At 65.2% G+C, this 26,869-nt stretch carries 19 protein-coding genes; 11 read left to right on the top strand and 8 right to left on the bottom strand.

The genetic code is table 11. The annotated features are described in order from the left end of the window. Positions 1-105 precede the first annotated feature (105 nt). Positions 106-534 (top strand): hypothetical protein, encoded by a 429-nt coding sequence (locus M2299_RS07455; RefSeq protein ID WP_099844067.1) that lies wholly within the window; start codon positions 106-108, stop codon positions 532-534. A 59-nt stretch (positions 535-593) separates the two neighbouring features. Further along, the gene (locus M2299_RS07450) at positions 594-1,175 is read left to right on the top strand and encodes a hypothetical protein (protein ID WP_223486937.1); all 582 of its coding nucleotides are present in this window, start codon (positions 594-596) and stop codon (positions 1,173-1,175) included. Between the two features lie 128 nt (positions 1,176-1,303). Here the strand turns inward: M2299_RS07450 and M2299_RS07445 are convergent, their stop codons facing one another. Then, on the bottom strand, positions 1,304-1,726 hold the full coding sequence (locus M2299_RS07445) for an H-NS histone family protein (protein ID WP_025877491.1): 423 nt from the start codon (positions 1,724-1,726) through the stop codon (positions 1,304-1,306). A gap of 274 nt (positions 1,727-2,000) precedes the next feature. On the opposite strand from M2299_RS07445, the gene M2299_RS07440 reads away from it, so the two are divergent. After that, complete coding sequence (locus tag M2299_RS07440) at positions 2,001-2,522, top strand: HAD family hydrolase (RefSeq protein ID WP_157804433.1); 522 nt, start codon at positions 2,001-2,003, stop codon at positions 2,520-2,522. Positions 2,523-2,781: 259 nt separating this feature from the next. Continuing rightward, positions 2,782-3,429 carry a hypothetical protein gene (locus M2299_RS07435; RefSeq protein ID WP_238492707.1) on the top strand — a complete coding sequence of 216 codons (648 nt, stop codon included), beginning with the start codon at positions 2,782-2,784 and terminating at the stop codon, positions 3,427-3,429. 181 nt (positions 3,430-3,610) lie between these two features. On the opposite strand, the gene M2299_RS07430 is transcribed toward M2299_RS07435, so the two are convergent. Beyond that, positions 3,611-4,102 (bottom strand): GNAT family N-acetyltransferase, encoded by a 492-nt coding sequence (locus M2299_RS07430; RefSeq protein WP_280884137.1) that lies wholly within the window; start codon positions 4,100-4,102, stop codon positions 3,611-3,613. Positions 4,103-4,336: 234 nt separating this feature from the next. Between M2299_RS07430 and M2299_RS07425 the strand changes: the two genes are divergently transcribed. The 3 genes from M2299_RS07425 to M2299_RS07415 are packed head-to-tail and all read left to right on the top strand — an operon-like array spanning position 4,337 to position 6,136. Then, positions 4,337-5,032 carry a ComF family protein gene (locus M2299_RS07425; RefSeq protein WP_280884136.1) on the top strand — a complete coding sequence of 232 codons (696 nt, stop codon included), beginning with the start codon at positions 4,337-4,339 and terminating at the stop codon, positions 5,030-5,032. Positions 5,033-5,090: 58 nt separating this feature from the next. Further along, entirely contained in the window at positions 5,091-5,642 is a 552-nt protein-coding gene (locus M2299_RS07420) for an HdeD family acid-resistance protein (protein WP_025877483.1), read from the top strand. Continuing rightward, positions 5,642-6,136, top strand: coding sequence for a hypothetical protein (locus M2299_RS07415; RefSeq protein ID WP_280884135.1), 495 nt, complete (start codon positions 5,642-5,644; stop codon positions 6,134-6,136). The genes M2299_RS07420 and M2299_RS07415 overlap by 1 nt, the downstream gene beginning before the upstream one ends. 1 nt (position 6,137) lies before the next feature. Here M2299_RS07415 and M2299_RS07410 read toward each other — a convergent pair whose 3' ends face one another. The 6 genes from M2299_RS07410 to M2299_RS07385 all read right to left on the bottom strand — a co-directional run bounded on the left by M2299_RS07410 (position 6,138) and on the right by M2299_RS07385 (position 13,397). Continuing rightward, the gene (locus M2299_RS07410; protein ID WP_280884134.1) at positions 6,138-7,949 is read right to left on the bottom strand and encodes an MFS transporter; all 1,812 of its coding nucleotides are present in this window, start codon (positions 7,947-7,949) and stop codon (positions 6,138-6,140) included. Positions 7,950-8,038: 89 nt separating this feature from the next. Further along, positions 8,039-9,154, bottom strand: coding sequence for an amidohydrolase family protein (locus M2299_RS07405; RefSeq protein ID WP_280884133.1), 1,116 nt, complete (start codon positions 9,152-9,154; stop codon positions 8,039-8,041). Then, the gene (locus tag M2299_RS07400; protein WP_032976943.1) at positions 9,151-9,927 is read right to left on the bottom strand and encodes a DeoR family transcriptional regulator; all 777 of its coding nucleotides are present in this window, start codon (positions 9,925-9,927) and stop codon (positions 9,151-9,153) included. The genes M2299_RS07405 and M2299_RS07400 overlap by 4 nt, the downstream gene beginning before the upstream one ends. A gap of 33 nt (positions 9,928-9,960) precedes the next feature. Continuing rightward, positions 9,961-11,295 (bottom strand): D-tagatose-bisphosphate aldolase, class II, non-catalytic subunit, encoded by a 1,335-nt coding sequence (locus tag M2299_RS07395; RefSeq protein WP_100437047.1) that lies wholly within the window; start codon positions 11,293-11,295, stop codon positions 9,961-9,963. Between the two features lie 16 nt (positions 11,296-11,311). Continuing rightward, positions 11,312-12,250 carry an ROK family protein gene (locus M2299_RS07390; protein WP_100437046.1) on the bottom strand — a complete coding sequence of 313 codons (939 nt, stop codon included), beginning with the start codon at positions 12,248-12,250 and terminating at the stop codon, positions 11,312-11,314. Further along, entirely contained in the window at positions 12,243-13,397 is a 1,155-nt protein-coding gene (locus M2299_RS07385) for an SIS domain-containing protein (protein WP_280884132.1), read from the bottom strand. Before M2299_RS07385 ends, M2299_RS07390 begins: the two co-directional genes overlap by 8 nt. 321 nt (positions 13,398-13,718) lie before the next feature. Between M2299_RS07385 and M2299_RS07380 the strand changes: the two genes are divergently transcribed. The 4 genes from M2299_RS07380 (at position 13,719) to M2299_RS07365 (ending at position 26,652) form a co-directional block, all read left to right on the top strand. Beyond that, complete coding sequence (locus tag M2299_RS07380; RefSeq protein WP_280884152.1) at positions 13,719-17,078, top strand: TIM-barrel domain-containing protein; 3,360 nt, start codon at positions 13,719-13,721, stop codon at positions 17,076-17,078. Between the two features lie 132 nt (positions 17,079-17,210). Further along, positions 17,211-20,186 (top strand): TonB-dependent receptor, encoded by a 2,976-nt coding sequence (locus M2299_RS07375; RefSeq protein WP_032976876.1) that lies wholly within the window; start codon positions 17,211-17,213, stop codon positions 20,184-20,186. Between the two features lie 64 nt (positions 20,187-20,250). Next, a complete protein-coding gene (locus M2299_RS07370) occupies positions 20,251-21,606 on the top strand; it encodes a Gfo/Idh/MocA family oxidoreductase (RefSeq protein WP_117311663.1) in 1,356 nt (451 codons plus the stop codon). 282 nt (positions 21,607-21,888) lie between these two features. Then, on the top strand, positions 21,889-26,652 hold the full coding sequence (locus tag M2299_RS07365) for an RHS repeat-associated core domain-containing protein (protein ID WP_280884131.1): 4,764 nt from the start codon (positions 21,889-21,891) through the stop codon (positions 26,650-26,652). Positions 26,653-26,869 lie beyond the last annotated feature (217 nt).

Genomic DNA, 26,869 nt, shown 5'->3' with positions numbered 1-26,869 from the left:
AGGGCGCAGTCTGGGTGGGCCGTAGTGCGCTGTCAACTATTTTGATTTTATGTAAGTTTACAGTGCGGACGAGGGTTAGACTGGGTGCTCACGCAAAGGATTGCCATGAACACCTCATTGATTGCGGTACTGAAGGTCGTGGCGGCGAACGCGCTGCAGGCGACGGCGATTGCCACTGCCCTGATGCTGACCACCGTTCCCGTCGTTGCCATTGCAGCGACGCAGTGCGTGCTGCCGGTCGCCGACGGCGGTGACATCGCTCCCTCGCCGCCCTCGGTGACGGGAACGATCGTGAAGGTCCGCGATCGCCAGCTGACGGTCCAGACCCGCGCAGGCGCGGTTCACCGCACCATCGTCAACGACGGCACCGGCTTGTGGACCGTCTATGGCGGCGGCATCGATGAAACCGATCTCAAGGTGGGGCAGCACGCATTGATCTGGCTGCAGGATTGCGGGCACGTGGGAAAGACACCGCAGGTCGCGGCTGTCGTGCAGATCTGCTCGCTTGCCGCCGAAGCATGTGCAGAGCGATAAGGCGTCTTGAGGAGATGAGCATGTCCAGAAGTCGCACATCGCTGGTCATCCTGCTGGCCATGGCCGGCGCAGGACTGGCCCTTTGCTCAGTGACGCAGGTGCAGGCGATGCAGGCAAGCGCCCCGGATGCCACGGATGCTGCAAGTTCCATTGGTCCGACTGCCGCACAGGTCGCAGAAAACGCGCGAATCCGCGAGGCGATCTTCAATGGTGAAGGCGGCAATCCCAGGTTCGCTGACTACCCCGTAACAAAGATCCATAGCGGACCGGCCGCATCGCTGGACCTCAGCGATCCGCGCGCCCGCATGTTCAGGACACGCCTGTCAGCAGCCCTGAAGGACGGAGAGGTTGGCTTTGCCGGCGAGTACACGCTGGTGGGATGGGGATGCGGAACCAGTTGTGTTTCGATGACCTTCGTCAGCAAGCGCACCGGCAAGCTGGCCACCCCATCGCTGGGCGGAGAGCTTGGCCCGATGGTGGTCAAGGTCGATCCGCACAGCGCGCTGGTAGTGGCCGAGGGCGGGGAGTTCGACGACAACTATGCCAGGACCGGCAACTTCGCCTTCTTCTACGTTCTGGAAGGACGCGCGCTCAAGTTGATCCGCAAGGTGCCGCTGCCGGTGGCCCTGGGCGAGGAGTGAGCGGCTGGATGGAGTTGCAGGCCACGGCCGTCGCTACGATGCGATAGAGCTGCCTGCACCGCCCGACCTGGAAATGCACGCGTTGGTGCCACGGCGATCGTCCGCTCCGTGCGCCGAGCACCCACGGGTCAGCTCTGCTTGAAGACGGTTCTCTGCCCGATCGCGCTGGACTTTCGAACGTCGGACCGGCCCAGCCCGGGAATCAGGAAATCGGCAGGGCTGCGGCCATGCTTGGTCTTCTCGGCAAGCCAGCGCGGCATCCGGCCGCGGCCCGACCACGTATTGCGCTTGTTGTCCGGGTCGCGGTACTTGGCCGCCACTTTGCCTGCCTTGCGCCGTGTGGCAGGTTTGCGGACCGGTGCAGCGGCCTCGGCGGGCGCAGCCCCGAGCAGCTCTTCAATCGTGTAGCCGCACTGCGCGGCGAAGGCGATCAGCTTGCGACGGACAACGGCCACGGGGCGGCGGCTGGCAACCAGCGCCCTCCGCTGCTCGGCAGCAGTCACAAGGGCGTTCAGTTCGCGCAGGCTCAGGTGTTCGACGTCGATTGTCATGCCGCGAAGGGTCCGGACATCCCGGCAGCCTGTCAAGCAGCGGACGGGTATCTCAGCCTAGGCAACTAGTCCCCCAGTCGTGCTGCCACCAGGCATCTCGCCACCAGTGTGGGTAGGCCCAGGGCGTCCAGCATGCTGCTGACGCTGTGGGGTATGTTGTTGAAAGGCGGCGGACCCAGCCGCTACCTTGTCGAATACCTTTCCTTTATCGATGCCGCTGAGCGTGGAACGAGACCAGACCGGAAGCATGCCCACAACTGACCGAAAGCTCCTGGTGCTCGATCTCGATGAAACGCTGGTTCATGCCAGTGCGCGTCAGTTGCACCGTCCTGCTGACACTCAAGTGGTGGGCTATCACGTCTACAAGCGGCCCTACGTTGACGACTTCCTGGATTTCGCATTCGCGCACTTCAACGTAGGGGTGTGGACATCTTCCGGCAGTCTGTATGCCGAGCCACTGGTGGCATGGTTGATGCCAGGGCGCACGCTGGAGTTCCTGTGGTCGTCCCAGCGTTGCAGTACTGCGCGTGATTGGGAGACCGGTGGCTACACCAGCCAGAAGCGCCTGGCCAAACTGAAACGTCTAGGCTTTGCGCTGGAGCAGATGATCGGCATTGACGACACTCCCAGCAAGTACGCCAAGAACTACGGAAATCTGATACAGGTGCGGGAGTTCACTGGTGATGGTTGCGACGATGAATTGCTTCATCTTTCTCGATATCTGGATGTACTGCGCGCGCAGCCCAACATCCGGACCGTGGAGAAGCGCCGTTGGCGAGAGCGCATGATGGAGTGAATCGGCAGGATCATTGATTCACCCGCTTCCAGTGTCGTTTGCGGAAGTGTCACCCTGCGCACACCACCGCACTCCTGTGCGCGGTGCCCGCAGCCGGCCCCCTTTCTGGTTTCACCAACGTCTCTGCGCTTTCGTATGAAGCGGACGACCAGCAATGTTGAAGGGACGAGTGGGCGGGTTCTTCGCCGATTCAATGATGCTGGCCGACGTTCCTTCTAGTACGATTCCGCGAACGTTCGCAAGCGCAAGGATGCCTTCGATGTCGACCGCTCAGCACTCTCGAATGATCAACGCTGCAGCCAGAACGGTGCTGCGCCCTCTGGGCTGCGTGCAGAAGGGACGCTCCAGAATCTGGATTGACGACCAGGTATGGTGGATCGGCGTGGTTGAATTCCAGCCCTCTTCGGGACGGAAGGGAAGCTATCTGAATGTTGGAGCGTGCTGGCTCTGGCATGAGAAGGACTTCCTTTCATTCGACGCCGGGCACAGAGTGGGAACCTTCCACGAATTCATCGACGAGGAGCAGTTCTCGGCGGAGGCCACGCTGCTGGCCAGGCATGCAGCGCAGGAAGTCGTTGCGCTGCGCGATCGCTTCCCCTCGATCGCCCACGCGCTGGCGTGGACCACTGCCAATGCATCGCCCACGCTATGGAACACGTACCACTCGGCGGTGTTGGCGGGGTTGGCGGGTGAGGTCGAACGCAGTGGGTTGTTGTTTACAGAAGTGATCGCCGATCCAAATGACGTGCCATGGGCCGTTGAGCTGAAGCAGAGGGTTGTCGGGCTGCTGCATTGCCTGGAGTCAGGGGCTGGCTTTGAACAGGAGATCGCGGCCACGATCGGGCGAACGCGTATCGCGCTGGGACTGCCTGCCTGCCAGCGTGCAGCCAATGGGATCGAGTTTTGAGGGGAATTCACGGTGGTCGATCCGCTGCGTGCGGCTGACCCCCGGTGAGCCCAAGCCAGCCACGTCCAGCCTTGGGCTGCCGCCGCCAGGAGCAGGGCAAGCCCTTGCGTGGTTGCACCGTCCTATTGGCCATCCTGGCGCGGGCGAGTGCTGACCGGGGAGCTGGGGGGGCTCCCCATCGTCATATCGCCCTGATCAGGAACAGGCGGAAGTCTGTTCCTTCTGACCCGGCTGGGACGCTGTACGCCATGCCCATCCTTGCAAGATTCCGTTCCCAGAATGCGTGCGCCACATGATCCTTGCGGAATGTGGCCAGCAGCCATTCCCCCGACTTAGGCCGCACAAGCTCTGCGACCACTGCGGACGCGATGCCTTTGCCCCGATGCTTTGGAAGGATGAACAGATCGGCCAACTCTGGCAGGCGCCGCCCCTGGAACTCGACTTCATCCACCTGGACGAATCCACACAGCTGGCCATCGAGCCAGAGCAGACGGGTCCACTCCGGCTCTTCCTGCAGGCGGGCCCGGACATCGGCAAGTGCGCAGTCGTAGAGACCATCGGCAAGGATCTCCTCACCACTCCAGGCAGAGGCTTCGAAGTAATACAGCTGCATCAATCTGAAGACCACATCTGCGTCCTGCGCAGTTGCTTTGACCAGCGTCAGTCCGTCCATGCAGTAGAGGTCCATCCAGGGCAACCGCGCCCATCCTGATGATAGCTGGCGCAGGATCGGCCAGTGCTGGTTCTGCAGTTCCGGCCGTATGTGGATGGAAGCGCGCGGTAGCAGGTGCGATGCAGGTCTACGGCCTGGCAAGGTGCAGCCCCCATCGGCCAACGCTCCCTGTACTGACATGCAGGCAGCCCCTTCACCGATGGGCAGCCTGCGCTTGCAGGGCGATGCTGCGGCATGCGCTTCCCACTGCCTTCTGCCCTTGGTGAACCATTACAGGCGGCCTTTCGCCTGTTGCTGCCCCTGCGCTGCCTGGTCTGCAGCGAGCCCGGCCACGACACCTTCGACCTCTGCGTCGCCTGTCTCGCCGATCTACCGTGGGCGGGTCGCGCCTGCCTTCGCTGCGCGCTGCCGCTACCGGAGGAAGCCCTGCCCATCTGCAGCACCTGCCGTGACGAGCCTCCGCCGCAGACCGCTACCCACGCCAGCCTGCTGTACCTGCCGCCGATCGATCAACTGCTGGTCCGCTACAAATTCCACCAGGACCTGGCTGCCGGACGCCTGCTTGCGCAGTTGATGCTGCGCAACCCGCCGCCATGGTCGTGCCCACCCCTGGTACCAGTGCCGCTGCATCCCAAACGCCTGCGCCAGCGCGGCTATGATCAGGCAGCCGAGCTGTGCCGGCTGCTGCGGACGCCGAGGTGGCGCGGGCTGTACCGTCGCCGTCATACCGCGCCGCAGTCCGAACGCAGCGCCGAGCAGCGCCGCGACAACCTGTTCGACGCCTTCGATGTGCGCGGTGCCGTCCCCGCGCGGCTGACCATCGTCGACGATGTGATGACCACCGGCAGCACCGTGCTGGAAGTCGCCGAGACGCTGCGGCTGGTGGGGGCTGAAGATGTGCGGGCATGGGTCTGTGCGCGGGTGCCGTGATCGCACCTTTCATTCCGTAGGTCTAGGATGTTCGCGAACCCGGATCGAAGGAGTGGTCATGAATTCCCCTCTGTCTCCCTTGTTGTCGGCCGTTGGACGCAGCTGGTGGATCCTGCTGCTGTACGGTCTGGTCGCGCTGGGCTTCGGCATCATCGCGATCGGCTGGCCGATGTCAGCGGCCATCGCGCTGGCGTGGACGCTGGGTGTGATGGCGATCGTGGAAGGCGTCATCAGCCTGCTGGCGTTGATTACCGGTGGTAGTGGCGCCTCACGTGGCTGGCTGCTGCTGTACGTGGTCGCCTCGCTGGGCTTCGGCATCCTGGCGGTGATCAATCCACTGGCCACCGCCAGCGTGCTGGTGCTGTTCCTGGCGGCATGGCTGCTGGTGGCAGGCATCTATCGCATCGTCTTCGCCATCCGCGTGCGCAGGCAGATCCAGGGTGAGTGGCTGCTGATTCTCAGCGGCGTGCTGGCCATCGTGCTGGGCCTGCTGTTCGCGGCCAACCCGTATGCCGGCGTAGCGGTAACCACGTTGTGGATCGGCATCGGCAGCCTGCTGTACGGCGTGCTGCAGGTGCTGGTGGCGTTCAAGCTGAGGAAGCTGCGCTGATGCGGGGCTGGAACAGATGGGCGTTGCTCGGCGGCGGCCTCGCGGTGTTGCTGCTGGCGGGCTGCAACCGGGTGCTTCCGGCGGAGACACGGCATCCGCCGCGGGAGGGGGTGCAGGTGCAGATGCGTGAGGTCGATCCCGATGGCCGCGCTACCCTGCAGTGGCAAGGGCGCAGCATCGCCGTGAAAGCGCCGCCGATGCTCACCAGTGCCGATATCGTCGACGTGCGAGCGGCGTTGGACGCCGCCCACCAGTCCGTACTGGAACTGACGTTCCGCAAGGAGTCCGCCGGCCGGTTGCTGCACGCGACCGAGGCCCTGGTGGGCAAGCAGGTGGCGCTTACCGTCGATGACCACGTGCTGTCCGTGGCCACCATAGCGGGCCCTTTTGGCGAGTCCATGCAGGTGGCCGGTACCAACATGAGCGTGGCCGAAGTGCACGACATGGCGCGCTACATCGCGCACGGCGGCCCTGCGCCGCCACAGCAGCGCTGAATCAGCGCTGCTTTCCTGCAAACCCGGCTTCGATCTCTTCCAGCGAGCGCCCCTTGGTTTCCGGCAGCCAGAATGCGGCCACCAGGAAGAACACGAACGTGCAGCCCGCCCAGAACAGGAACATGCTGGCGTAGCCGTAGTGTCCCACCGTCGGCAGGAAGATGGCGGCAATGGTGGTGGACACGAACTGGTTGATCAGCAGCGCGATGCTCATGCCGTTGGAGCGGATGCGGTTGGGCATCAGCTCGGACAGCGCCAGCCACACGCACACGCCTGGGCCAACTGCGAAGAACGCCACGAATACCAGGATGCAGGCAGCGACGGCCCAGCCATGCGCGGGCGGCGGAATCGGGCCGATACGGGCTTGCTCGATGCGCAGCGGTGCCTGCGCGGCACTGGCCGGGTCGGCGAACGGATTGAGGTGCATCGTGCGGAAGAACGCGCCGATGACGCTGTCCGGTTGCACGGTGCCGGCGCGCTCGATGCGCAGCTCGCGGTCGGTCAGGTTGTCGCTGCGCAGCGCGCGCACGTTGGTGAAGTCGCCATAGGCGTAGGACACGGTCAGCTGCAGCGGCCGGCCCTCGCGGTCGACGCCACCGGCAAGATGCTGCCACTGCGCGTCATCCAGTACCAGTTGCAGGCCATCGCCACTCACTGCGGCCTGCAGGTGCGGCTGCACGTCGGCGCGGCCCCGTTCGGCCTGGAAGAACAGCGTTGCTGCGGCCAGCAGGGCCACGCAGATGCCACCGCTGCCCAGCATCAGCAGGAACTTGCGACCCTTGCGGTCGACCAGCAGCAGCGCGGCGACGGTCATCACCGCGTTGAGCAGTTTGATCGCCACGTCGGCGCCGTTGGCCACCGAGCCGGACAGGCCTGCCTGGTTGAGGATGTTGACCGCATAGGCCAGCACCGAGTTGATGCCGGTGGCCTGGGTGCAGGCCAGCACCACGCAGGCCAACACGAATGGCACCACGTAGCGGCGGCTGAGCAGCGGGTCGCGCTTGCCGCTGCTGCTGCTCGATTCCGGAGCCTGGATCTGCGCCAGGGTGGGCTCGACGTCGGCAGCGGGCAGCACGCGCTGCAGGCTGCGGCGCGCATCATCGATGCGGCCACGACGCACCAGCCAGCGCGGTGATTCGGACAGCCAGAAGATGCCGGCGCAGGACAGCAGGCCCGGTGCCAGGCAGGTCCAGAAGATGGTGCGCCAGGCGTGGTCCTTCACCGTGAACAGCTCCTGTGCCTGCTGCGCGACCGGCAGCGAGCGCACCGACTCTGCGGCAGCGTCCACGGCATGGGCGTGGTACAGGCCGATCAACGCGGCCAGCACCAGGCCGACGGTCAGCAGCAGCTGGAACATCGCCGCGCCGCGGCCGCGCCGTTCCGGGCTGAGCACTTCGGCCAGGTACAGGGGAATGACCACGCCGATCAGGCCGCCGCTGACACCCTGCAGCAGGCGCCCCAGCAGCAGCGGGGTGTAACCCGAGGCCAGTGCCATGATCGGGATGCTGGCGGTGAACAGCACGCCGGCCAGCAGCATCGCGCCACGGCGGCCGATGAGGTCGGCGATCATGCCGGCGAACAGCGAGGACAGCACGCTGCCCAGCAGCACCGCAGCGACGACAAATCCGAGCTGCTGGCTGCTGAGCTGCCAGGCGTGGCTGGCGGTGGCTTCAAGATAGGGCAGGGCGCCAGCGATGATGCCGATGTCGATGCCGTACAGCAGGCCACCGAGGCCGCCGATGAAGAGCAGGTAACGTACGGGCCAGCGCGGGGCGGTGGAAGCGGGTACGGCAGGTGCAGTGGCTGCGGTCATCGGCTCGTTCCTGGACTAACGGGATGGTGCGTGGCTGATGCAATGCGCTTGCGCGCCTTGAGTGCGGCATCCGGGCCGCATGGCGTGTGTCAGTCCAGATCGATCAATCGACCGCCCACCACCACTTTCTGCAGGCGCAGCTCCGCATCCAGCACCACCAGGTCGGCGCGGGCGTCGGGCGCAATGCGGCCGCGATCGCTCAAGCCCAGGTAATCGGCCGGGAAGGTGGACACGCGCTGCGATGCGTCAGCCAGATCCAGACCCACCTGCACCAGGTTGCGCAGCGCCTGGTCCATGGTCAGCGCGCTGCCGGCCAGCGAGCCGGTGGCCAGGCGCACGCAGCCGCCGCACTTGTGTACGCGCTGCTCGCCCAGTGCGTACTCGCCATCGGGCATGCCGGTGGCGGCCGTCGCGTCGGTTACCGCATACAGGCGCGGAATTGCGCGTGCGGCCAGGCGGATCACGCCGGGATGGATGTGCTGCAGGTCGGGAATGATCTCGGCGTACTGCGCATGCGCCAGGGCAGCGGCGGCGATGCCCGGCCGGTAGTGGTCGACGCCGGTCATGCCGTTGAACAGATGGGTGAAACCGGAAGCGCCGGCCTGCAATGCGGCCACGCCTTCCTCGTAGGTGCCGGCACTGTGGCCGAGCTGCACGCGGATGCCGAGTGCGGACAGCGCGGGGATCAGCGCGGTGTGCTCGCCGATCTCCGGCGCCAGCGTCATCACCCGGATCGGTGCCAGCGCGTGCAGCTGCCGCACCAGCGCCATCGTCGCCTCGATCGTACGATTGGGTTGTGCGCCCAGCCGCTGCGGGCTGATGAAGGGGCCTTCCAGGTGCACACCGGCGATGCAGGCGGCATCGGCATCGGGCGCTGCCATCGTTGCCGCAACGCCCTGCAGCGCGTATTCGATCTCGTCCAGGCCAGCGGTCATGGTGGTCGCCAGCAGCGTGGTGGTACCAAAGCGCGCATGGGTGCGGGCGATGGTGCGGGCCACGTCTCCGCCCTGCATCAGGTCGACGCCGGCCGCGCCATGCACGTGCAGGTCGATGAAGCCGGGCAGGATCACCGGCAGTTGCGGGTCATCGCCGCCGCTGTGGTCATCTACCTGCAGCTGGCGCACGTGTGAATCGAACTGGACCTGGCCGCGACGCCAGCCCAACGGGGTGAGGATGCGGCCGTGCAGGGAGCGGATATCGGTCATGCGGGGGGCTCGGCGATGATCACTTCGATGCCCAGCCGCTGCAGCCCCTCGCGGGTCGCGTCGTCGATGCCGGCGTCGGTGATGATGGCGTGGATCTGATCGAGGCGGGCGATGCGGTGCAGGCTGACGCGTCCGAATTTGGAGGCGTCGGTGAGCACCACGATGCGCCGCGCGCGTTCGACCATGCGGTGGTTGAGGCGGGCTTCGGCTTCGTCGTGGGTGGTCAGGCCGAACTGCAGGTCCAGGCCATCCACGCCCAGGAACAGCGTGTCGAAACTGTAGGAGTTGAGGCTGGCTTCGGCCTGGCTGCCCTGCAGCGACAGCGATTGCTGGCGCAGTAGTCCGCCGGTCAGCAACACGGTGATGCCGGCGGCGTTGGCCAGTTCCCAGGCGATGTTCAGGCCGTTGGTCATCACCGTCACATCGCGGTGTTCGCGCAGATGGCGGGCCAGGGTCATCGTGGTGGAGCCGGAGTCGATGATGATGTTGTCACCGGCCTGCACCAGGCGCGCGGCTGCCGTACCGATGGAATCCTTCAGCGGCAGGTTCAGCGCATCCTTTTCATGGATGTCCTGCTCCTGCGGCGGTGTACGCACCAGGGTGGCGCCGCCGTGGGTACGCGTGGCCAGCCCCTGCGATTCGAAGTGGGTCAGGTCGGCACGGATGGTCACCGCCGACACGCCGAAACGCTCGACCAGATCGGCCACCTGCACCGAGCCGTGCTCGATCAGCAGCTGCAGGATCTGTTGCCGGCGGGAGCGGGTGTTGCGCATGGCCATTCTCGGTTTCGCAGGGAAAGGTAGAGATTAGCCGTTCGCAAGATCGGCGGCAGCCGGACTTGCGTTGTGCTTGCGGGTTCCTGCCTGGTTGGCGCTGCAGGCGCGGGCGTATTCGCCCAGGCACAGGCCGATGCGATGCTGCACCAGGGCGGTAGGCGTATTGGCCAGGGTGCCCTCGCGCACGGCGCGGTACTGCTCCGGCAGGTACTGGCTGAGCAGCACCAGCGGCGGCGCGTGCAGTTCCAGGTTGGCGAACAGGGTCTGCACGGCCTGCACCAGCGCCGGCTCGCCCCAGTAGTAGCGGCAGCGGTCACTGAAGGAATAGCTGCGCAGCAGGCGCAGGGTCGCTTCGTCGCCCTGGTAGTAGGACTGCCAGGACTTCGGCAGCGCCACCATCACCTCGTCCAGCACCTGCGGCAGGCGCGAGCACTGCGCGGCCGGCAGCAGCTCGGCTTCGATGGCAGCGAGTGCGAACAGCGCTTCGCGGTAGGCGAAGGTGGCCGCGGGGCCAACCTTGAGGATGGCGAAATGGTCGCGCACCAGGGCATGCAGGCCGCTTTCGCGCTGGTAGTCGGTCGAATGCGCTTCGAACACGATGCGCGGCTGCTGTTCGAGGAAGTCGGCCAGCTCGCTGGCGGCGGCCGCGTCGTACTCGTGCACGCTGCTGTGGTCGAAGTCCACGCCCGGCTGCACCACCATGGCCAGCACACGCTGCCATGCATCGCGCAGCAGCGGGGTATCGAAGGCCTGCCGATGGATGGCCAGGGTCTGCGCAGCGGCGGCCGGGGTGGTCACCTGCAGGCCACCGGCCAGCGAGGCTTCGCCACCGGGAATCGGCACTTCGGTACCGATGACATAGACCGGCGGCGGCAGGCCGTGCTCGGCGGCGGTGCGCTCGGCGATCTCGGCCAGCTCGGCCGAACGTGCAGCAACGATGGCATCGGGCAGCGGCACCGGGTCATCGGCGCAGGACATGCTGCAGTCCAGGTGGATCTTGTGGAAACCAGCGGCGACGTAGGCCTCGATCAGCACGCGCGCATGGGTCATCGCTTCGGCGGCCGGGCGCTTCTGCCACGCGTTCGGGCCAAGGTGGTCACCGCCGAGGATCAAGCGCTCGCGCGGGAAGCCTTCCTCATCGGCCAGGGTGCCGACGTAGTCGCGGTACTGCGGCGGGGTCATGCCGGTGTAGCCGCCGAACTGGTCGACCTGGTTGGAGGTGGCTTCGATCAGCAGCACGGTATCGTGCGCCAACGCCACGTGCATGGCCGCGCGCAGCACCTGTTCGTTGCTGCAGCAGACGCTGTACAGGCCGACGTTGTGGCCGGCGCGGTGGGAGGCAAGCAGGGTCTGCAACGGGGACATGGTCAAGCTCCGGACATCAGGAAAACGAGGGTTGGCAGGCCAGCAGGGCGGCACCGCGTGCACCACCGGCATCGCCGAAGCGCGGCGGCACGATGGGTGGCACCTGCACGCCGTTGAACAGATGCGCGGCGATGGCCGCCGGCAACAGCTGGTACAGCGGTGCGTACTGGGACAGGCCGCCACCGAGCACGATCACGTGCGGGTCCAGCGCCAGCACCAGGGCGGCCAGGCTGTGGCCGAGCAGGTCGCGATGGATGTCCAGCGCCTGCCGTGCACGCGCATCGCCGGCCTCGGCCAAGGCGACCACCACGCTGGCATCGGCAGCGTTGCCACCGAGGTGGCGCTCGATCATCGCCAGGCCACTCCCGGACACGTAGCGCTCCACGCAGCCTTGCAGGCCACAGGCGCAATCGATGAGCGGCAGGCCATGGCGCTGCAGCAGGTGGCCCGGCACGCTCCAGTGGCCCCATTCGCCGGCCAGGCCGTTGAAGCCGGACAGCAGGCGCCCCTGCAGGCAGAAGCCGCCACCGGCACCGGTGCCGAGGATGGCGCCGAACATGCTGGGGTAGCCATCGGCGGCGCCACCGTGCGCTTCAGAGAGCGCAAAACACTGCAGGTCGTTGCCGAAATGCAGCGGGCGCTGCAGGCGTGCCTGCAGATCAGCCGCCACGCATTGACCGGTCAGCGCAGGCACATTGGCGCTGAGCTGGCGGCCGTTGCGACGATCACGCACGCCGGGCAGGGCGATGCCGATGGCCGCATCGCTGCGACCCAGCGCAGCATCGGCTTCAGCAACCAATGTCACCACCGCCTGCAGGAAGCCGTCGTAGTCACCCTGCGGGGTAGCCACGCGGCGGCGCCAGGTGACCTGCATCGCCGCATCGCACACCACCAGTTCGATCTTGGTGCCGCCGATGTCGATGCCGTAGCAGGCGTTGGCGATCAGCTCAGCCATGGTGGATGGTGACACCCTTGACCACGCGGTTGACGGTGCCGTCCGGGAACGGATTGTCGGGGGTCAGGCCGAGTGCGGCCGAACGCTGCAGCGCGTACAGCTGCGCAAAGCCCAGCCACACTGGGGCCAGCCACGGGTCATCCAGGGCAGGCACGGTGAGGGTGTAGTCATCGTCGGCGCCGATATCCGAATGCGGGCCGATCGACAGCACCTGGCCGGCGACGCCGTCGCGGCGCAGTTCTTCCAGCAGGTCCTGCTCATAACGGCGCGCCAGCGGCTGCACGCTGCGCAGCACCACCACCAGGGTGCTGCCGTCCAGCGTGGACTTCGGTCCATGGCGGAAGCCGAGCGGGGTGTTGGCCAGCGCCAGCACGCGGCCGGCGGTGAGCTCCAGCACCTTCAGCGCAGCCTCGCGCGCCAGCGCTTCCAGCGGGCCGCTGCCAAGGTAGATGACCCGGTTGAACGGGCGCTGCGCCAGCGCGGCCACAGCTGCATCCCATTGGGCCTGGCCTTCGCGGGCCAGACCGGCAATCTGCTGCAGGCGCGCGATGCGCGCATCCCACGGCGAACGGTCGAACACGGTCAATGCCGCCAGCAGCATGCAGGTCAGGCTGCTGGTCATGGCGAATGCACGGTCGCAGCTGGCCGACGGCATCAGCAGGGTGCAGGTGTCGGCACGGCCGGCGCCACGGCGGGCCAGCTCGCCCTCGGCATTGCAGGTGATGTCCAGGAAGCGCGCATCGTCCACGTCACTGCGCATACGGTCGACGGCGGCAACGCTTTCGGGGCTGGAGCCGCTGCGGCCGAACGACACCAGCAGGGTCGGACGATCGCGCTGCAGGTACAGCGCAGGATGGGTGAGCAGGCTGGTGGTATGCACCACGCGCACCTCGGCCGGCCACTGCGCGTTGATGGCATCGGCCACCATTTCAGCGATGAAGCCGGAACTGCCGGCGCCGGTGAACAGCACGCGCTGGTTCGGGTCGTTGAGGCTGTCGCCGAGGAAGGCCTGCAGGCGGTCGCGGGCACGCGACAGATCCTGTGCAAGGGCTTCCCACAGCGCCGGCTGCTGGGCGATTTCGGTAGCGGTATCGGCTCCGCCGCGGCGCTGCCAGGCGGACACATCGGAAAGCAGGGTGACGTCCATTCGGAGGTTCCAGTTGGGCCAGCGCACCATCTGCGTTTTCTTTCGAAATGTCAAATACCGAAAGTAAAAAGAAAGATATCGCGGTGATGACTTTCCTCGCGCGGCATCACTCTGGAAACGAAAGAAACCGCCGGATGCCGTATCGCACAATGCTTAACAGGCGCCTGCAAGCGATTACACAAAGTATTGCGCCGCAACAACTTTCGTTTCATCCAAATATATCTTCCTTTTTCCTTTCAATTTGTTGACATCTTTCGAATCGCTGCCCTAGAGTCGGCCCAACCGCTTTCGAAACGCCCGGTGAACGGGTTGGGAGTCCGTGTGGAAATCTGCGTTCGTCGTTCGCCACTGCTGCTGGCCCTGTTGCCGGCACTGCTGTCGGCGTCCCTGTCGGCCCAGGCCGCACCGGTCGGCAACCTGCGCTCGGTCAGCGCCAGTGCCAGCACCGACGGTGTAAATGGCTGGGACCTGCAGACCGACAACGGCACGCGCATCCGCATTGAACTGCCGGCCACCGACATCATCCGTGTACAGGCCGGCCGCAACGGCAAGCTGACCGGTGCCGGTGACAAGGCCGCGCCGATCGTGCTGCCGCAGCCCAAGGCCAACGTGCAGGCACAGCTGGAAGAAGACGCGCAGGAGATCCGCGTGCGTACCGCTGCACTCGTGCTGCATGTGCAGCGGCAGCCGTTGCGCCTGCGCCTGGAGCGTCTGGACAACGGCCAGCCCACCGCGCTGTGGCAGGAACTGCAGCCGCTGGACCTGGATGCCGCGCAGAGCGTGCAGGTGCTGTCCTCGCAGGCCGATGAAGGCTATTACGGCGGTGGCCAACAGAACGGCCGCTACCAGTTCAAGGGCCGCGAACTGGACGTCTCGTACTCCGGCGGCTGGGAAGAGGGGGATCGCCCGAGCCCGGCACCGATGCTGCTGAGCAGCCGTGGCTGGGGCATGCTGCGTAATACGTGGAGCGATGGCAGCTACGATCTGCGGCAGAGCGACCAGGCCACCCTGCTGCATCGCGAAGACCGCTTCGATGCGTATTACTTCGTTGGCGCCGATCTGCCGAAGCTGATCGAGCGCTACACCCAGCTGACCGGCCGCCCGAACATGGTCGCGCGCTGGGCGCTGTCCTACGGCGATGCCGATTGCTACAACGACGGCGACAACAGCAAGAAGCCCGGCACCGTGCCCGAGGGCTGGAGCGACGGCCCGACCGGCACCACGCCGGATGTGATCAACAGCGTGGCCAAGCAGTACCGCGCCAATGACATGCCCGGCGGCTGGATCCTGCCCAACGATGGCTATGGCTGCGGCTACAAGCAGTTGCCGGAGACGGTGAAGGGCCTGGCCGGGTACGGCTTCCGCACCGGCCTGTGGACCGAGAACGGCGTCGACAAGATCGCCTGGGAAGTAGGCAAGGCCGGCAGCCGCGTGCAGAAACTGGACGTGGCCTGGACCGGCAAGGGCTACCAGTTCGCGATGGATGCCAACCGCCAGGCATTCAACGGCATCCTCGACAATTCCGATTCGCGCCCGTTCCTGTGGACGGTGATGGGCTGGGCCGGCATCCAGCGCTATGCCGTGGCCTGGACCGGCGACCAGAGCAGCAGCTGGGACTACATCCGCTGGCATGTACCGACCCTGGTGGGTTCGGGCCTGTCCGGCATGGCCTACGCCAGCGGCGATGTGGACGCGATCTTCGGCGGCAGCGCCGAGACCTTCACCCGCGACCTGCAGTGGAAGGCGTTCACCCCGGTGCTGATGGGCATGAGTGGCTGGTCGTCGAATGCGCGCAAGCACCCGTGGTGGTACGACGAGCCCTACCGCAGCATCAACCGCGATTACCTGAAGTTGAAGATGCGCCTGACTCCGTACATGTATGGGCTGGTGCATGAGGCCGCACAGACCGGTGCACCGCCGGTGCGTGGCCTGATGTGGGACAACCCGCGCGATCCGCACGCGCAGGATGAAACCTACAAGTACCAGTTCCTGCTCGGCCGCGACCTGCTGGTTGCACCGGTGTACCGCAGCCAGGCCGCCAGCCGTGGTTGGCGCCGCGACATCCACCTGCCCGCCGGCGGCTGGATCGACTACTGGGATGGCCGCCGCGTGCAGGCCGCTGCCGATGGCCGCCAGCTGGACCGCCAAGTGGACCTGGCCACCCTGCCGGTGTTCGTGCGTGCCGGTGCGATCCTGCCGATGTACCCGTCGATGCTGTTCGACGGCGAGAAACCGCTCGATGAAGTGACCTTCGACCTGTACCCGCAGGGTGATTCGCAGTACACGCTGTACGAAGATGACGGCAACACCCGCCGCTACCAGCAGGGCGAATCGAGCACGCAGCGGATCAGTGTGCAGGCGCCGGCACGGGGCAGTGGCCCGGTGCAGGTACAGATCGATGCGGTACAGGGCCAGTACAACGGCCAGCTGGCACAGCGCCGCTATGGCCTGCGCGTGCTCAGCCGGCAGGCGCCGCGTGCGGTGCAGGCCGCGGGCCGCGCGCTGCCGGCGCTGGCCGACGCGACCGCATTCAACAGCGCCAGCGAGGGTTGGTACTTCGATGCCAAGGAGCGTCGCGGCACCCTGCATGTACGCACCGCGGCGCAGGACATCCGCCAGCCGCTGCAGCTGCAGCTGGACTTCGCCGTCGCCGCAGCGGCCGCCGACGATGCCTATCCGGCTGCACCGGTGCTGGGCCGCGAACTGCCGGCCGACAGCCTGCTGGTGGTCAACCGCCCGGCCGAAGAACCCGGCCATGCGCTGGAAAATGCCTTCGATGATGATCCGGCCACCTGGTTCCGCAGCGTGCGCAACCAGGCCGTGCGCACCGGTGCCCATGAGTGGGTGATCGGTTTCGGCGAACGGAAGATGATCGATGGCATCGACATCGCGCCGCGCAACGACAAGAACTGGAAGCACGGCCAGGTGCGCGACTACGAGGTGTACCTGGGCGACAGCAACGGCGAGTGGGGTGAACCGATTGCCCGCGGCCACCTGCAGCTGAAGGAAGGCACGCAGCGCATCGACTTCCCGGCCCACGCCGGCCGCCTGCTGCGCTTCCGCGTGTTGAGCGTGCAGAACCCCGAAGGTGATGGTGCCTCCAGCACCGATCCGATGGTGACCGCTGCACAGGGCAGTGCGCGTGCCTTCGACGCGCTGCAACCGCGCGACGTCGGCCCGATTGCGCTGTCCACCTTCCACATCCTCGAACACCAGGAACCGGAGCGACCGGCCCGGCAGCGCTATCTCTCCGAGCTGCCGGTGCCGGCCGCGCTGGCCAGCCAGGTGCACGCCGACAAGGCGTTCACCGGCGACGCCGGCATGCGCATGAACGGCCTGCAGTTCCGCCGCGGCCTGGGCGTGTCCGCCAACAGCCGCATCGACCTGCGCCTGCAGGGGGGATGGCGCCTGCTGCGTGCCGACCTCGGCATTGACGACGCCTGCCGCACGGCCGGTGGCCTGCAGTTCCAGGTCTGGGGCGACAACCGCCTGCTGTATGACAGCGGCCTGGTGAAGGCGCCCGGCGTGGTCAAGCCGGAGCTGGACATCCGTGGCTTTTCCACCCTGAGCCTGCGCACGCTGGGTGCGCAGGGCAGCCAACCCGCCCAGGTCTGTGCCAACTGGGCCAACGCCGTGCTGATCGGCCAGGAGGGCGACTCCGCCAGCATCGTCGCCCCATGACCGCCACGTAACACCGCTCCTCCCCCGCCCATTCCGACTACGGCTTCACCACGACGGTGGGAGCCGTGGCCCGGGAGCGTTTTGCCCGCCGATCCACCATTCGCGCCGCACCCCTGCCAGGAGAGAACCCCGATGTTGCCCGCCCGCCACCACCGCCCCCCCTGTCGTTCGATCGCACCGTTGTCGCTGGCCATCGCCGGCGTGCTGCTGTCGGTCGCCGTTCCTGCCTTCGCCCAGGAGAGCAAGGACAAGGCCACCGACCTGGCCCGCATCGAGGTCACCGGTTCCAACATCCGCCGCACCGACGTTGAAACCGCCTCGCCGGTGCAGGTGATCAGCAAGCAGGACATCCAGAACATGGGTGCGCGCACGCTGCTGCAGGTGCTCGACAACCTGCCGGCCGCCCGGCCAGCGCAGCAGGATTCGCGCTCGCTGTTCACCGGCTCCGACGGCGCTTCGCAGGCCAACCTGCGCGGCCTCGGCGCACAGGGCACGCTGGTGCTGTTGAATGGCCGCCGCCTGTCGTACTACGGTGCGCCGGCGGGTTTCCAGACCCAGTTCGTCAACATCGATGCGATTCCCGCCGCCGCCATCGAACGCATGGAAGTGCTGACCGACGGCGCCTCGGCCGTGTACGGCACCGACGCGGTGGCCGGCGTGATCAACGTGATCACCAAGCGCAACTTCCAGGGCGCGGAGATCAGCTTCACCAACGACACCTCCTCGCGCATCGATTCCTACGGCGAGCGCCAGGCCAGCATCACCGCCGGCTTCGGTGACCTCACCGAGAACCGCTTCAACATCTACGGCGCGGTGAACATGTACCGCCGCGACGCGATTCCGCTGGCCGACTTCTATGACAAGCGCCCGGACCAGTACTACGTCAACAACCCCAACTACCTGAACAACCTGCGCCTGGGCGTGGGCAGCAAGCCGGGTGAGTTCAACCCGGGCAGCTATTTCGCGTTCGATCCGGTGACCGGCCGCCGCGTGCAGGAAGCCGCGCCCGGCTGCAAGAACGTGCTGACCAGTGAAGCGGCCGGCCCGCGTTGCGTCTGGGAAACCTGGATGAACAACGAGATCGACGCCGGCGCCAAATCCGAGCGCAACACCGCCTACCTCAACGGCACCTTCCTGGTGGGCGACAGCACCGAGATCTTCGCCGAGGCCACATATACCGATATCGACCTGCGTGCCAACGGCGGCACCCCGCGCAGCTACGGCACCACCACCGGCAACCCGACCAGCTGGTTCTCGCGCGATACCGGCAACAACGTCAACCAGTTCCTGTATCCGTTCCTGGGCCCGAACAACGAGTACAACCACGCCAGCCCCGAGCTGAAGGCCATGATGGGTGGCGTGGTCGGCCTGCAGTACCTGCTGCAGGATGCCGGCGCCAACTACTTCGGCCAGCGCAACACCGACAAGAGCTACCGCGTGCTGACCGGCGCGCGCGGCAACGTCGGTGACTGGAACTGGGAAACCGCGTTCGCCACCGCCGGCACGCACTCGACCACCTACCAGACGATCAACGTCAACGTGAAGGGCTTCGAGAAGGCCTTCGGTCCTTACAGCATCGACCCGGGCACGGGTCGTGTGATCATCTCCGATCATCCGGCGTACAAGTTCGGTGAGATCAGCGAGGCCAACGCCGCACTGATCCGCGGCGCCTTCCCGACCTTCGACATCCAGTCGTGGACGCGCCTGCATACCCTGGACGGCAAGATCGAAGGCCCGCTGTTCCAGCTGCCGGCCGGTGACATGCGCGCCGCGTTCGGTTTCAACGCCAGCCGTGAAACCTTCTACACCCCCGGCAACGCCGACGCGGCCGCCGGCCTGATCACCCAGCAGGGTGGCTCGTGGTTCGATGGCGCGCGCAACACCTATGCGCTGTTTGCTGAAACGGTGGCGCCGATTACCGAGAAGCTGGAGCTGGACGCGGCCGTGCGCGTGGACAAGTACCCGAACTTCAGCGCCAACGTCGCGCCGAAGATCGGCTTCAAGTACCAGGCATTCGACCAGCTGATGCTGCGCGGTACCTATTCCACCGGCTTCCGCGCCCCCAGCCTGGCCGAGTCCGGCAACGGCGGCGTGTACGCGCAGCTGGGCGGCTACCGTGATGAACTGCGCTGCGCCGAGACCAACGCCATCGCCAACCTGCTGCTGAAATCGCAGCGCGGCGGTGATGTCGACCTGGGCAAGAGCCTGCTCAACGTGGACTGCAGCCGTACCGTGGCCCGCATGACCCAGCCGAACCAGAACCTGAAGCCGGAGAAGGCGAAGATCGCCACGCTGGGCTTCGTCTACGAGCCGGCCAGCTGGCTGTCGGTGTCGGCCGATTACTGGTTCATCTACCGCGACAACGAAATCGTTGCCCCGGACTACCGCCGCGCCGAAGACATCATCTCCTCGTCGCGCTCGCCGATCACCGACAGCGACCGCGCCAATCTGGCGCAGCTGGCGGCGATGTGCGCCGACCCGGCAAGCGGTGTGAGCTGCCCGGGAACGCTGCCGGGCTACTCGGCCGGCAACGTGGCTAGCGTGGTGGGCCAGTACAAGAACCGCGGCAAGACCCTGATCGATGGCTTCGACATCGATGCGCGCAGCCGCTTCTCGCTGGGTGAGTGGGGCGGGCTGAACATCGGCCTGGCCGCCACCATCGCCAACCGCAACCGCTTCTACATGGATGAACAGAACGGCTGGTACTACGGCGACGTGGTGGGCTATTACAACAACCCGCGCCTGCGTGCGACGCTCAATGCCGACTGGACCTACAAGCAGGTCACCACCAGCATGTTCGTCAACTACGTGGGCGGCACCAAGTGGGCCACCGACCAGATCGACGAAGAAAGCAACAACAAGGAAACCTGCACCGGCGGTTACCTGGCCCTGGAAAAGAGCAAGTGCGATGGTGCACCGTCGTGGTGGACCGCCAACATGAGCGTCACCTGGCGCCCGGACGATGCGTGGAACCTGAGCTTCACCGTCAAGAACCTGTTCAACCGCCTGCCGTTCTACGATCCCAACAGCTTCCTGGGTGACTCCAGTGACTACGCCACCATCTTCGGTCGTGGTTACAGTGTGACCATCGGCTACCGGTTCAAGTAATTCCGTTTGCGTGACCAGGCGCGCCGGCCCAGGCTGGCGCGCCTTCAAGAGGAGAGTGTTTGCCATGAAGCGTAGGGAATTCATCGCGGCCAGCGCCGCTGTCGCCGCCAGCAGCCTGCTGCCGCAGACCCCGGCATGGGCACGTGGCCGCAAGGTACGCCTGGCCGTGATCGGTACCGGCATGCGCGGCCTGGTGCTGCTGAAGGAACTGGTACGCCGCGACGACGTGGAGGTCGTTGCTCTGTGTGATATCGAGCCGATCATGCTCGGCCGCGCCGTGGAGATGGTCAGCAAGGCGGGCAAGCCCGCGCCGAAGACCTACGGCCAGGACCGCGACATCAACGCGTGGAAGCGCCTGCTGGAGCAGAAGGGCATCGATGGCGTGATCATCGCCACGCCGTGGGAGTACCACGCACCGATGGCGATTGCCGCGATGCAGGCCGGCGTGGCCGTGGGCTGCGAAGTGGTGGCCGGCATCACCCTGCAGGACCACTGGGATGTGCTGAAGACCCAGCTGAGCACCGGCACCCCGTACATGCTGCTGGAGAACGTCTGTTACCGCCGTGACGTGATGGCGGCCCTGCAGATGGTGCGGCAGGGTCTGTTCGGCGAACTGGTGCACCTGCAGGCCGGTTACCAGCACGACCTGCGCGGGGTGAAGTTCAACTCCGGCGACCCGAACCAGCCCTACGACAGCGGCGTGGAATTCGGCCCCAAGGGCTGGAGCGAAGCACGCTGGCGCACCGAACACTCGGTGGAGCGCAATGGTGAGCTCTACCCCAGCCACGGCATCGGCCCGTGCGCGATGTATACCGGCATCAACCGCGGCAACCGTTTCACCCACATCAACGCATTCGCCACCAAGGCGCGTGGCCTGCACGAATACACCGTAGCCAAGAGCGGCGGCACCACCCACCCCAGCACCAGGGTGAAGTTCAAGCTCGGCGACATCGTCACCACCACGCTGGCCTGCGAGAACGGCGAGACCATCCTGCTGCAGCACGACACCTCGCTGCCGCGACCGTATTCGATGGGCTTCCGCGTGCAGGGCACCAAGGGCCTGTGGATGGACGTGAACCATTCGATCCACATCGAAGGCCGCAGCCCGCCGCACCAGTGGGAAGAGTTCAAGAAGTACCAGGACCAGTACGAACATCCGCTGTGGAAGCAGAATGCCGATACCGCTGCCAGCGCCGGCCATGGCGGCATGGACTGGTTCGTGATCCATGCGTTCGTGGAAGCGCTGAAGGCCAAGGCGCCGATGCCGATCGACATCTACGACGCAGTGACGTGGAGCGCGATTACCCCGTTGAGCGAGCAGTCGATCGCCAACAGTTTCCAGACGCTGGAGTTCCCCGATTTCACTGCGGGATTGTGGCAGAAGCGCAAGCCGATTTTTGCGTTTGACGGAAAGTACTGAGGTCTACACCCTTCCACGCTGTGACGGAAACGCCGGGCACTGCCCGGCGTTTTTGTATCTTCGGGCCGCTATCGATGGTTGGCGGTTATCAGAAAACTCTGAAATTCAACCGGTTCCACACTTTCTGACTTGAATGCGTAACCCACATCGGAGATAACGTCCCCATGCGGCCACGCCGCAATCCGGAACAGGGACGATCCGAAGCAGGGCGGGAAAGGGCAATGGCTGCCCGAGCGCCTTCGTTCCTCCCGGTGCGGTAACCGTCCAGGAAGGAGAACAGGGATGTTGAAGCGATTGAAGGGTCTGTCGTGCGCAGTGCTGGCGATGGCCGCGCTGGGGTGCGTGGGTACCACTGCGGTGCAGGCGCAGGAGGTGCAGAAGAAGTGGGAGAGCTATCTGTCGATGGGCCAGCCGCGAGCCACCGAAGCGGCGGTGCAGAAGGACATCAAGTCGCTCTTTTCCCAGTACGAGAAGGACAAACCCTTCGATTGGCATGTCAAACGCCAACGCGTCCTTGGAAAGAAGGTCATCTACGATTACCGGGTGAGACCCGAGAAGATCGTTACTACCGACTGGGTCTACACCCACTCAGGGCAGGAGTACTCATCCGAAGATCAGATTCGTAGCGTGATCCTCGCTACCCGCGTCAGCGACCCGCAGTGCCCGGCGACTACCCTCACGGAGGATCCTTGGGTGGAGCTCCTTGGACTTGGCAGGGGCGACGACGGTAGCGTCACCAACGAGGAGAAAGATTTTCATTACACCTTGAACTTCTATCACCAGAGCACTCAAGAATGCTCGTCGATAGTGGGGTGGGAGCATGTGCGCCGGGCCAGAACGGCGCTTTGTCCGAATCGACCGTCCCTGACGTGGAATGAGGCCCTGCAGATGTGCTCTCTGGTCCGGCAGGACGAGCCGCACATGTCGCCCATGCTCTCCTACACAAGCGCGCCGCTGCCGCCGCAGCAGTGTCCTGTTGGTAACCCGTGTGATCCGACCACTGGCGATAAATCCCAGCCTGAGCCGGATTTCAACCTTGGATGGGTGAGCTTCGAACGCCACTATCACTCCCTGACAAGCACGGCGGGCGGCGCGTTGGGTACGGGCTGGACCCATTCCCACAATCTGCGGCTTACCGCAGGCATAGACGACGCCACCTTCCCTCCCAGCCCTGAACTGAAAGTTGGGCTGATCGGCGCCGATGGCGGGCAGACCGCATTCCAGAAAGTGGGGGCAAGCTACGAAGCCATGGACGGAAGCGGCGATCGCGCGGTCCAGCAGGGCACCAACTGGCAACTTTCACGTGCCGGAGAGCGCATTCATTTTGATGCCGCTGGCTTGATGCAGCGCCGCGATTTCGAAGACGGAACGTCGCTGATCTATGCACACGACAGCCGTGGCCGCCTGCTCAGCATCACCCATTCAACCGGTCGGCGCGTGGACGTCCAGTACTTGGTGCAGGGCGACGATTCACTGATCTCGGCCCTGGTGGTTGCCGGCCAGCCTGTGGTGAGCTACGCCTACTCCCCCGCCGGCGAATTGATCAGCGCGACCTACGCAGACGGTGCCAGCCGCACGTATCACTATGAGGACGCCCGCTTCCCGGCCTATCTGACCGGCGTGACCGCCGAAGACACCCGTCGCTACAGCTGGTTCGGCTACGACGCCAAGGGGCGGGTCACCTGCAGCCGCCATTCCGGCGATTGCAGTCAGGCCGACGTGGGCATTGATGGCGTGCGCTTGGAGTACACCCAGGCAGGCACCACCATCGTCACCGACGCACTGGGCAAGCAGAGCACCTACGCATTGACTGCCAGCGGTACCAGCGGCCTTCCGCGCAAGGTCAATGGCATCACCGAAAGCAACGGCAGCACCACTCGCGCCTATCTGCCCGAGGGCACCGATTTCCGGCGTCGGCTGCAGTCGGTGACCGATCGTCGTGGTGTCGTCACCAGCTACGCCTATGCCGAGGCCAGCGATGCTGCCGTAGGCGCCGTCAGCGTGACCACCACCACCGAAGCGGCCGGTACTCCGGATCAGCGCGTCAGCGAGACGCGCGTCGCCATGGACAGCAATCGGCTGGTGCAGCAGACCGTCGGTAACCGTGAGATTCGCATCGCACGCAATGCGCGCCTCCAGCCAACCACCATCACCGTGCGCGACATGGTGACCGGTGACACCCGCATCACCACGCAGACCTACTGTGAGGCAGAGGGCCCGGAGTGCCCGCTGGTGGGACTGCTGCGTAGCGTGGATGGCCCGCGCAGTGATGTGGCGGATGTCTCCACCTATGCCTACTACACCGCGGACGACGCGGGATGCGCGACCAGTGGTGCCTGCAGTTATCGCAAGGGCGACCTGCGCAGCGTGACCAATGCGCTGGGCCAGACGGTCGAGACCCTGGCCTACGACGCACTCGGGCGGCCGTTGTCGGCGAAGGACGCCAACGGCGTGGTCACCGATTACACCTACCATGCCCGCGGCTGGCCGACCTCCGTCACCGTGCGCGGTGCTACCACAGCCGAGGACCGGGCTACACAGATCAGCTACTGGCCGACTGGCCAGGTACAACGGACCACCGAACCCGACGGCAGCAGCGTCACTTACGTCTACGACGCCGCGCAGCGGCTGACGGACATTGCCGACAGTGCCGACAACACCATTCACTACACTCTGGACAACGCCGGCAACCGCCTGCAGGAGAACACGGTCGATGCGGATGGCACGCTGCGCCGCACGCTGGCCCGTGTCTACAACACACTCGGGCAGCTGACCACGCTGAAGGATGCCGGCAACAATGCCACCGGCTTTGCGTACGACGCCAATGGCAATCCGCAGTCGGTCACCGATGCCCTGCAGCGTGAGACGACCCAGCAGTACGATCCGCTGAACCGGCTGGCGCAGACCCTGCAGGACGTGGGCGGTGTTGCCGCGGAAATCCGCAGCCAGTACAACGCGCTGGATCAGGTCACCCAGGTGACCGATCCCAAGGGCCTGCACACCACCTACGCCTACAACGGCTTTGGTGATCTGACCGGACAGGTCAGCCCCGACAGCGGGAACACTACTTTCACTGTTGACGCCGCTGGCAACCGCAAGACTCGCACTGATGCGCGCGGCGTGACCGCCACCTACAGCTACGACGCGCTCAATCGACTGGTCGGCATTGCCTATCCGGATCCCAACCTGGACGTGGGCTATCACTACGACACCGCACCAGCCGTATGTGCCAGCGACGAGCGTTTCGCCAAGGGTCGCCTGGGCCAGGTGCTGCACGCCAATGGCAGCACCGCGTACTGCCATGACCGCTTTGGCCAGGTCACCCGCAAGGTGCAGACGATCAACGGTGTAGCCAGCACGCTGCGCTACGCCTACAGCAAGTCCGGTCGCCTGACCGCGTTGACCTACCCGGACGGCAGCGTCGCCGACTATGTGCGCGACGCCCAGGGGCGGATCAGCCAGATTGGCCTGACCCGCCCGGGACAGGCCCGGCAGGTGGTGGTCAACAACGTGACCCACGCAGCCTTCGGGCCGGCGACCGGCTGGACCTACGGAAACGGCCGCCAGCTGCAGCGCCCGCTGGATTTGGACTACCGTCCGCAGGCGGTGCATGACCCCGCGGCGGGCGGTCTGTCACTGGGCTACGGCTACGATCCCGTCGGCTCGATCACCGAGCTGAAGAGCGGTGCGGGCTCGGAAGTGCTGGCCAAGTACGCCTATGACACGCTCGGCCGACTGACCCAGACCCAAGACGGTGCGACGGGCACGCCGATTGAAACCTATGGCTACGACGCCACCGGCAACCGCACCTCGCTGACCACGTCGGCCGGGACCGCAAGCTATACCTATCCGGCTGACAGCCATCGACTGATTGCCGTGGACGGTCAGGCGCGCAACCAGGATGCCGCAGGCAACACCACCAGCATTGGCAGCAAGACGTTCGCCTACAACGATGCCAATCGCATGAGTGCGGTGAAGCAGGGTGCTGCTGTCGTGGAGAGTTACGGTTACAACCACCGCGGTGAGCGCGTGCTGCGTGCGCCAGCCAGTGGTGATGCGCAGATCACTGTCTATGACGAAGCCGGGCAGTGGGTCGGCAACTACTCGGCGACCGGGCAAGCGCAGCATCAGGCGATCTGGCTGGACAACTACCCGGTGGCGTTGATCCAGACACCCGCCACGGGCGTGCCGGGGCTGGCGTACATCCAGCCCGATCACCTGGGTACGCCGCGTGTGGTGATCGACCCGATGCGCGATGTCGCGATCTGGGAGTGGAGTAACAAGAGCGAGGTGTTTGGCGATCAGGCACCGGCCAATGACCCGGACGGGGACGGTGTGGCGTTTGAGCTGGCGCTGCGCTTCCCGGGCCAGCAGGCGACGGATGCGAGTGGCTTGTTCTACAACTACCAGCGGGAGTACGAGCCGGCGGTGGGGCGGTACTCGCAGAGTGATCCGATTGGGTTGGAGGGGGGAGTGTCGACCTTTATTTACGCTACAGGCAACTCCGTCGAATTCACGGACCCCTTGGGATTGAATAAGCAAGTCGGGGTTGGGGGTTCGGCGGGGGGGGCTGGCCCAGGTGTGGCAGTGACTGGATCGATAAACGTCGGGGTATCGATTCCAAAAAATTTGGGCAATGTTTCCTGCTACCAAATCTATGGTTCATTGCAGATAAGCGGAATGCTTGGCGGGGGGGCGTATCTAGGTGCAGGTACATCAATAAGTGCCTCGGAGAGTTCTGGCCCGTTGCCAGACAGATCTTGGGGCGTTTATCGATACTCTGAAGTGGCCGGCGGCTGGGGGCCGTCCATTGGCGGCTCCGTTCAAGGATCCACCAACCTGTTGGAAGGAAATAAGGAGGGCGACAACTGGGCTTGGCTGCGTCGCCTCTTCTCGTTGGAAGATATGGAAAGAGATAAGATGAGTGGTGGATCCATCTCCATCCCACCGCTTCCTGGTGTTGGATTTGGTGCAATGACTGGATCCGGGTATACGATCTCAGGGCAGATGGCTACGCCAACTGGCAAAGGGTGCGGGTGTCCTTGATATGACTGGATGGAAGAATTTTCTTCAGGCTTACTACACCATGTTTTTCTGGGCGATGAGGGTGGTGGCTTGCCTTATAGCTACTGCTAATCTAGTAATGCTTATTTTTGTTGTAATTGACCTTTCGAATCAGGGCGGTCGGTATGGATTTGCAGGTCTGGCATTCGTTGTGATCTCCCTCGCCATAGCTTTTGTTATGTGGAAAGTTGGGTCTGTC

The organism is Stenotrophomonas sp. 1278 (assembly GCF_029892765.1).
GTDB lineage: Bacteria > Pseudomonadota > Gammaproteobacteria > Xanthomonadales > Xanthomonadaceae > Stenotrophomonas > Stenotrophomonas indicatrix.
Note: the sequence above shows the minus strand (reverse complement) of the source record. Positions and strands in the feature narration are given on the sequence as shown.

Coding starts and splice junctions, on each gene's coding strand:
- M2299_RS07455 (WP_099844067.1), top strand. CDS start 106: ATGAACACCTCATTGATTGCGGTACTGAAGGTCGTGGCGGCGAACGCG.
- M2299_RS07450 (WP_223486937.1), top strand. CDS start 594: ATGGCCGGCGCAGGACTGGCCCTTTGCTCAGTGACGCAGGTGCAGGCG.
- M2299_RS07445 (WP_025877491.1), bottom strand. CDS start 1,726: ATGACAATCGACGTCGAACACCTGAGCCTGCGCGAACTGAACGCCCTT.
- M2299_RS07435 (WP_238492707.1), top strand. CDS start 2,782: ATGTCGACCGCTCAGCACTCTCGAATGATCAACGCTGCAGCCAGAACG.
- M2299_RS07430 (WP_280884137.1), bottom strand. CDS start 4,102: ATGGACGGACTGACGCTGGTCAAAGCAACTGCGCAGGACGCAGATGTG.
- M2299_RS07425 (WP_280884136.1), top strand. CDS start 4,337: ATGCGCTTCCCACTGCCTTCTGCCCTTGGTGAACCATTACAGGCGGCC.
- M2299_RS07420 (WP_025877483.1), top strand. CDS start 5,091: ATGAATTCCCCTCTGTCTCCCTTGTTGTCGGCCGTTGGACGCAGCTGG.
- M2299_RS07415 (WP_280884135.1), top strand. CDS start 5,642: ATGCGGGGCTGGAACAGATGGGCGTTGCTCGGCGGCGGCCTCGCGGTG.
- M2299_RS07410 (WP_280884134.1), bottom strand. CDS start 7,949: ATGACCGCAGCCACTGCACCTGCCGTACCCGCTTCCACCGCCCCGCGC.
- M2299_RS07405 (WP_280884133.1), bottom strand. CDS start 9,154: ATGACCGATATCCGCTCCCTGCACGGCCGCATCCTCACCCCGTTGGGC.
- M2299_RS07400 (WP_032976943.1), bottom strand. CDS start 9,927: ATGCGCAACACCCGCTCCCGCCGGCAACAGATCCTGCAGCTGCTGATC.
- M2299_RS07395 (WP_100437047.1), bottom strand. CDS start 11,295: ATGTCCCCGTTGCAGACCCTGCTTGCCTCCCACCGCGCCGGCCACAAC.
- M2299_RS07390 (WP_100437046.1), bottom strand. CDS start 12,250: ATGGCTGAGCTGATCGCCAACGCCTGCTACGGCATCGACATCGGCGGC.
- M2299_RS07385 (WP_280884132.1), bottom strand. CDS start 13,397: ATGGACGTCACCCTGCTTTCCGATGTGTCCGCCTGGCAGCGCCGCGGC.
- M2299_RS07375 (WP_032976876.1), top strand. CDS start 17,211: ATGTTGCCCGCCCGCCACCACCGCCCCCCCTGTCGTTCGATCGCACCG.
- M2299_RS07370 (WP_117311663.1), top strand. CDS start 20,251: ATGAAGCGTAGGGAATTCATCGCGGCCAGCGCCGCTGTCGCCGCCAGC.
- M2299_RS07365 (WP_280884131.1), top strand. CDS start 21,889: ATGTTGAAGCGATTGAAGGGTCTGTCGTGCGCAGTGCTGGCGATGGCC.